The sequence below is a fragment of the Hymenobacter coccineus genome (assembly GCF_001816125.1).
Lineage (GTDB): Bacteria > Bacteroidota > Bacteroidia > Cytophagales > Hymenobacteraceae > Hymenobacter > Hymenobacter coccineus.
On the sequence record NZ_MDZA01000169.1, the window covers coordinates 1 to 5079 of the forward strand.

At 69.8% G+C, this 5079-nt stretch carries 3 protein-coding genes and 1 pseudogene; 1 reads left to right on the forward strand and 3 read right to left on the reverse strand.

The window, feature by feature from the left end:
- Positions 1 to 971, forward strand: a 971-nt coding sequence (locus BEN49_RS11260) for a PepSY-associated TM helix domain-containing protein (RefSeq protein ID WP_070743395.1), incomplete at its 5' end; no start/stop codon positions are given.
- A gap of 226 nt (positions 972 to 1197) precedes the next feature.
- Here the strand turns inward: BEN49_RS11260 and BEN49_RS11265 are convergent.
- From BEN49_RS11265 to BEN49_RS31295, 3 genes and pseudogenes are all read right to left on the reverse strand, one after another.
- Positions 1198 to 1701 (reverse strand): cupin domain-containing protein, encoded by a 504-nt coding sequence (locus BEN49_RS11265; RefSeq protein WP_070743398.1) that lies wholly within the window; start codon positions 1699 to 1701, stop codon positions 1198 to 1200.
- Positions 1702 to 1761: 60 nt separating this feature from the next.
- Positions 1762 to 4932, reverse strand: coding sequence for a DUF7948 domain-containing protein (locus BEN49_RS11270; RefSeq protein ID WP_070743401.1), 3171 nt, complete (start codon positions 4930 to 4932; stop codon positions 1762 to 1764).
- Positions 4933 to 4988: 56 nt separating this feature from the next.
- Positions 4989 to 5069, reverse strand: a pseudogene (locus BEN49_RS31295) (hypothetical protein); the annotation flags it as partial.
- Positions 5070 to 5079: the final 10 nt, after the last annotated feature.

The following is a 5079-nucleotide window of genomic DNA, read 5'->3' on the forward strand; positions in this document are numbered from 1 at the left end:
CCGCGGCCGCGCAAGGGCAAGGCGAAGGGCAGGGCCGAGGGCCGCAACCCCGCCGAAGCCCCGGGCCCCAAAAGTGGGCCCCCACGGGGCCCGGGGGCCCCAGCGGCCGCGGGGGCAAGGGCCGCGACAACGGCCCGCGCCTCTTCCTGAACCCCTATACCGGGGCCATTGTGGGCGAAGTGAAGACCCAGGATTCGTTCTTTCACTTCGTGGAGCAGCTGCACCGGGGGCTGGTGGCGGGCCGGGTGGGCAAGCTCGTGATGGGCATCAACGGCATCATTTTCCTCTTCATCCTGGGCACGGGCATCGTGCTGTGGTGGCCGGCCGCGCGCAAGGCCCTCACCGCGCGCCTCACGGTGAAGTGGGGCAGCAGCTGGAAGCGCCTCAACCACGATTTCCACATCGTGCTGGGCTTTTACACCTCGCTGTTTCTGTTCATCATGGCCATCACGGGCGTGGGCATGTCGTTCGATTGGGTGGGCAAAACCATTAACACCGTCACGCACTCGCCCCAGCAGCGCCCCGAGCCACCCACCTCCACCGTGCCGGCTGCCGCGGGCCAAACCTTCGGGGCCGACGCCGCCCTGGCCGCGGCGCGCCAGCAAGCCCCGGCCGCTGAGAGCTACAACATGCAGCTGCCCAAGGAGCCCACCGGTAGCCTCCAGGTCGGCATTCTGCGCCCCGGGGCCCCCACCGAGCGCGCCACCGACGACGTGTACTTCGACCGGTACTCGGGCCAGGTGCTGCGCCAAACCACCTACGCCCAGCAGCCGCTGGGCCAGCGCATCCGGGGCTTGTTCAAGTCCATTCACACGGGCGCTATTTTCGGCTGGCCCACCAAGGTGTTGGCCTTCGTCATCGTGCTGCTAGGGGCCACCTTCCCCGTCACCGGCACCATCTTGTGGCTGAACCGCACGCGTAAATCCAAGAAAAAAAGTACCCTCCGCGGCCTAGCCGTGGAGGTAGGGTAGGGAGGGGTAGCGCTGAAGGGCGGCCTCTGTTAATAAAAACGGTCATGCTGAGCGCAGCCGAAGCATCTCTCCCGCGCAAGTAATTAGGTTTACTGCTGCGGTAGAGATGCTTCGGCTGCGCTCAGCATGACCAATTTATCAATTTAAAGCCTAGAAAAACCCCTGCGAATCCGACCTCCCGCGAGCAGGTAGAGCAAGCCGATAGGGCCCCCAGCCACTGGGGTAGCTAGGGTTTTTTATCGAGGTAATCGGGTGGGAACAACTCCTGGCCGTAGCGCTGGGCAATGGCTTGCAGCCGCGCCAGCTCTGCCGGGGCGGGGGGCGTGGGCGGCAGGAAGGCGCCCGCCGCCACGGGCTGGCCAATTTCCTCGAAGAATTGATCCAGGCCGGCGGGCACCACCACGCACAGCAAATGGGCCACGGCGTCCGACTCGTTCTTGAAGCTGTGCACGGCCCCGCCCGTGGTAATATCCACGAACGCGCCCGCCCGGGCCGTGTAGGTCTGGGTTTCGGAGCGCACCACCACCTCGCCCGCCACCACGTAAAACGCCTCCCGGATGCCAGCGTGCGCGTGGGGCCCCGGCCCGCCCTGCGGCGGCACCAGCATGTCGATGATGGCGTAATCGCCGCCGGTTTGCTCGCCGGAAGCCAGCACGCGGTACGTGTCGCCCACGACTGATACGCTGGGGCCAGCTTGGGGGTCGAGGGTTCGGATGGCAGTGGGGCGCATGGGGCAGAGGGGGGTTGGTTGTGAAAGAATTAGCAAGTAACGCACGGCCCGCTGGGGGCCCTATTTTATCACTTGCACCCAGCCTTTCACCTCGCGGTTGTCGGCGTCGCGCAGCAGGTAGTAGTAGAGGCCGGCGGGCAGGCCAGCGGCGTCCCAGTTGTTGTGGTAGTCGGCGGTGGCGTACACCTCCTGGCCCCAGCGCGAAAACACCTTTAGGCTGGCCGGCTGGCAAGTGAAGCGCGGCTGGAAGGTGGCGTTCAGCTGGTCGTCGTTGGCGGTGATGACGTTGGGCACGAACACGTCGCCTACCTCCAGCGGCGCAAACTGCGTGATGACCTCGCAGCCCGCGTAGCGCGCCGTGAGCCGGATGCGGTAGGTGCCGGCCTGCACGTAGCGGTGCGTGGGCGAGGCTTCGGTGCTGGTGGGGCTGCCATCGCCAAAATCCCAGCTGTAGCTGCCGCCGGGTAGCGATGGCGTCATCACGCAGTCGAAGGGCGCGAGGCCGGCGTACTGGGGCGCGGCGGCGCACACGGGCAGATTCAGGGGCACGTCGCTGAGGCTGGTAGGGGCCAGGATGACGCGGCGGGTGGCCGTGGTTTGGCACACGTCCTGCGTCACGGTGTAAGTCAACGCGAAGGTGCCGCCCCGGTTCTGGGTGTTGGGCGGCGTGAAGAGGCCGCCGGGGCTCACGCCCGGGCCGCTCCAAGTGCCGCCGGCCGGGCTACTGCGCAGCTGAAACGGCCGCAGCTGGTCGGCGCAGAGCGTGGTGTCGGGGCTGGTCAGGGCCTGCACGGGGCTGGTCACCACTACCTGCTGGGTGGCCGCGCCGCAGGCCAGCGAGTCGGCCACGGTGTAGGTGAGGGTGTGGGTGCCCGCGCCCGCCGCCTGGGGCGAAAACGAGTTGCCCGTCACGCCCGGCCCGCTGAAGGTGCCGCCCGCTGGGGCCCCTACCAGCGCCACGGCCGGGCTGCTCACGCACCGGGGCCCCACCGGGGCAAAGTCCGGCGCGGTGGCCGGCGCCACCTGGTAGCGCACCCGCAGCGTGGCCACGCACGAGCCGCTGGTGGCCACGGTGTAGGTGATGAGGAATGCGCCGGGGCCCGCCGCGCTGGGCACGAACTGGTAGCCCCCGGTGGCGGTGCGCTGCACGCCGGGGCCACTCCACACGCCGCCGGCGGGCGAGCCGGGCAGGTCCACGGGGGCGGCGCTGGCGCACAGGGCCCGGCGCGGCCCGGCGCTGGCCGTTACCGCCTGGAAGTCCATTTTGAAGGCCGCATTGTTGCAGTTGACGCTGCCGTTGCGGTTGGTGTAGGAGTTGGCCCCCGGCGGCACCGGGAAACCCGACGAGCCGCTGCAGCCGCCGCACACGGCCTGGTACACAATGCCGCGCTTATCGAAGCGCGACGTGCCGCCGTCCACGTGCTCGCCGCTGCGGCCGCCCAGCTCGCCAAAAAACGTGGCGTACTCCAGCCCCTTGAGGCCGGGCAGGAACTCGGCCAGGTAAAAATCGGAGCCGTCGGTGGTGCGCTGCACCGCGTCGGCCGTCACGGGCAGGCCGCTGGTGGTGCCCCCCAGAAACTGGCCGCCCTGCTGGTTCACCAGGCCGCCCCAGCCGCTCACGTAGATCCGCTCGCAGTCATCGACCAGAAAAGCCGTGGGCACCATAACGCCGTTGGCGTTGCCAAACACGGTGGCGTAGATGCTGGCCGTGAGGTCGGGGTTCAGCTTCTGGATGAACTCGCCGCCGTTGGGGTTGGTGTACAGGCCGGGCGTGACGCGGAAATTTCCGCCCAGCGTTTGGCCCAGCAGGTAGGCGTTGCCCGCCGCGTCGAGCTGCACAAACTGGGCCTGGTCGTAGCCGCTGGTGCCCACGTAGGTGGCGCGCTCCAGGGTGCGCCCGTCGGCGCTGATGCGGGCCGCGAAGCCGTCCACGCCGCCCTGGGGGGCGGCCAGGTAGGCCCCGGCGGTGGCCGGGAAGTTGGGGCTGGTGGTGCCGCCGCTCACGAACACCCGGCCCTGGTCGTCGCGCTGCACCGAGTAGGCGGCGTCGGCCCCGGAGCCGCCCAGTAGGCCAGCCCAGGCCACAACGCTTAGGTCGGGCGGCAGCTTGCACACCACGCCGTCGCTGGCCCCGCCCCGGTAGGCGCCGTTGAAGCCCGCGCTGAGGCCGGGGAAGTTGGCCGAGCTGGTGTTGGACGCCACGAACACGTTGCCCGACCCGTCGAGCAGCACGTCGCCCCGGAACGCCTCGCCGTAGTTGGCCGTCAGGCGCTGGTTGGCCGAGGTATTGAAGTTGGTGGACTGCACCCCGTCGTTGGCGCTGCCGCCCAGGTAGGTGCTGGCCAGCAGTGCGTTGCCGTTGGCGCTGAGGCGGGCCACGAACAGGTCGGACCCGTTGGGCATCACGTAAGGGGCAATGCCGTCGCCCAGCGGGTCGAGGAACGCGCCCCCGCCGAAGCGGCGGCTTAGGGCCCCGGCCGTGGTCGGGAAATCGGGGGAGGACGTGCTGCCCATCACCACCAGCTCGCCCGCCGCGTTGGTGACCAAGCTGTGCGGGTACTCGGTGCTGTTGCCGCCCAAAAACGTGGCCCACACCCGGGAGGCCGCGCCGCTCACCTGGGTGTTGTACTTGATGATGGCCACGTCGCACACCCCGCTAAACGTGGTGCGGAAGGCCCCCGGGCTGGCCGGGTAGCCGGGCCCGAAGGCAATGCCGCCCGAGTACAGGTTGCCCGCCGCGTCGTAGGTGGCCGTGAAGCCCCAGTTGTCGTCGATGGCCCCCGTGAACGACGAAAAAACCACCGTCGGGTCAATGACGAGGGCCCGCGCGTGGTCGTAGGGCCCCAGCGCGAAGCGCACCGTGCCGCCGGCCAGCGCGTAGCGGCAGGCCACGGGCTGGCGCTGGCCCCGGGCGTCGGTTTGCCAGGCCTGCGGGGCCCGCTCCGTCACGCGGCCCACGGCCGTGGTAATGGTCAGGTCGCCGGTGGCTGCGTCCAGGGCCACGGCCTGGGGGCCCTCGTAGCGCAGGGCCACCCGGGCCGCGTCGGCGCCGGGGGCCAGCGTAAAGTCGTACTCCAAGGTCTGGCCGCGCTCGTACACCGCCGCGTCGATGCCCGGCCACAGCCCGACGTAGCGCACCCGCTGGAAGCCGCCCACGTCGCGCGCCCAGTGGCGAGAGTCCGAGCCGTGGAAGTAGTTGCGCACCTCGCCGGTGGCTGCGTCCAGGGCCACGGCCTGGGGGGCCCTCGTAGCGCAGGGCCACCCGGGCCGCGTCGGCGCCCGGGGGCCAGCGTAAAGTCGTACTCCAAGGTCTGGCCGCGCTCGTACACCGCCGCGTCGATGCCCGGCCACAGCCCGACGTAGCGCACCCGCTGGAAG

Excerpts from the sequence above, each read along its gene's own strand:
- BEN49_RS11265 (WP_070743398.1), bottom strand. The coding sequence starts at position 1,701 with ATGCGCCCCACTGCCATCCGAACCCTCGACCCCCAAGCTGGCCCCAGC.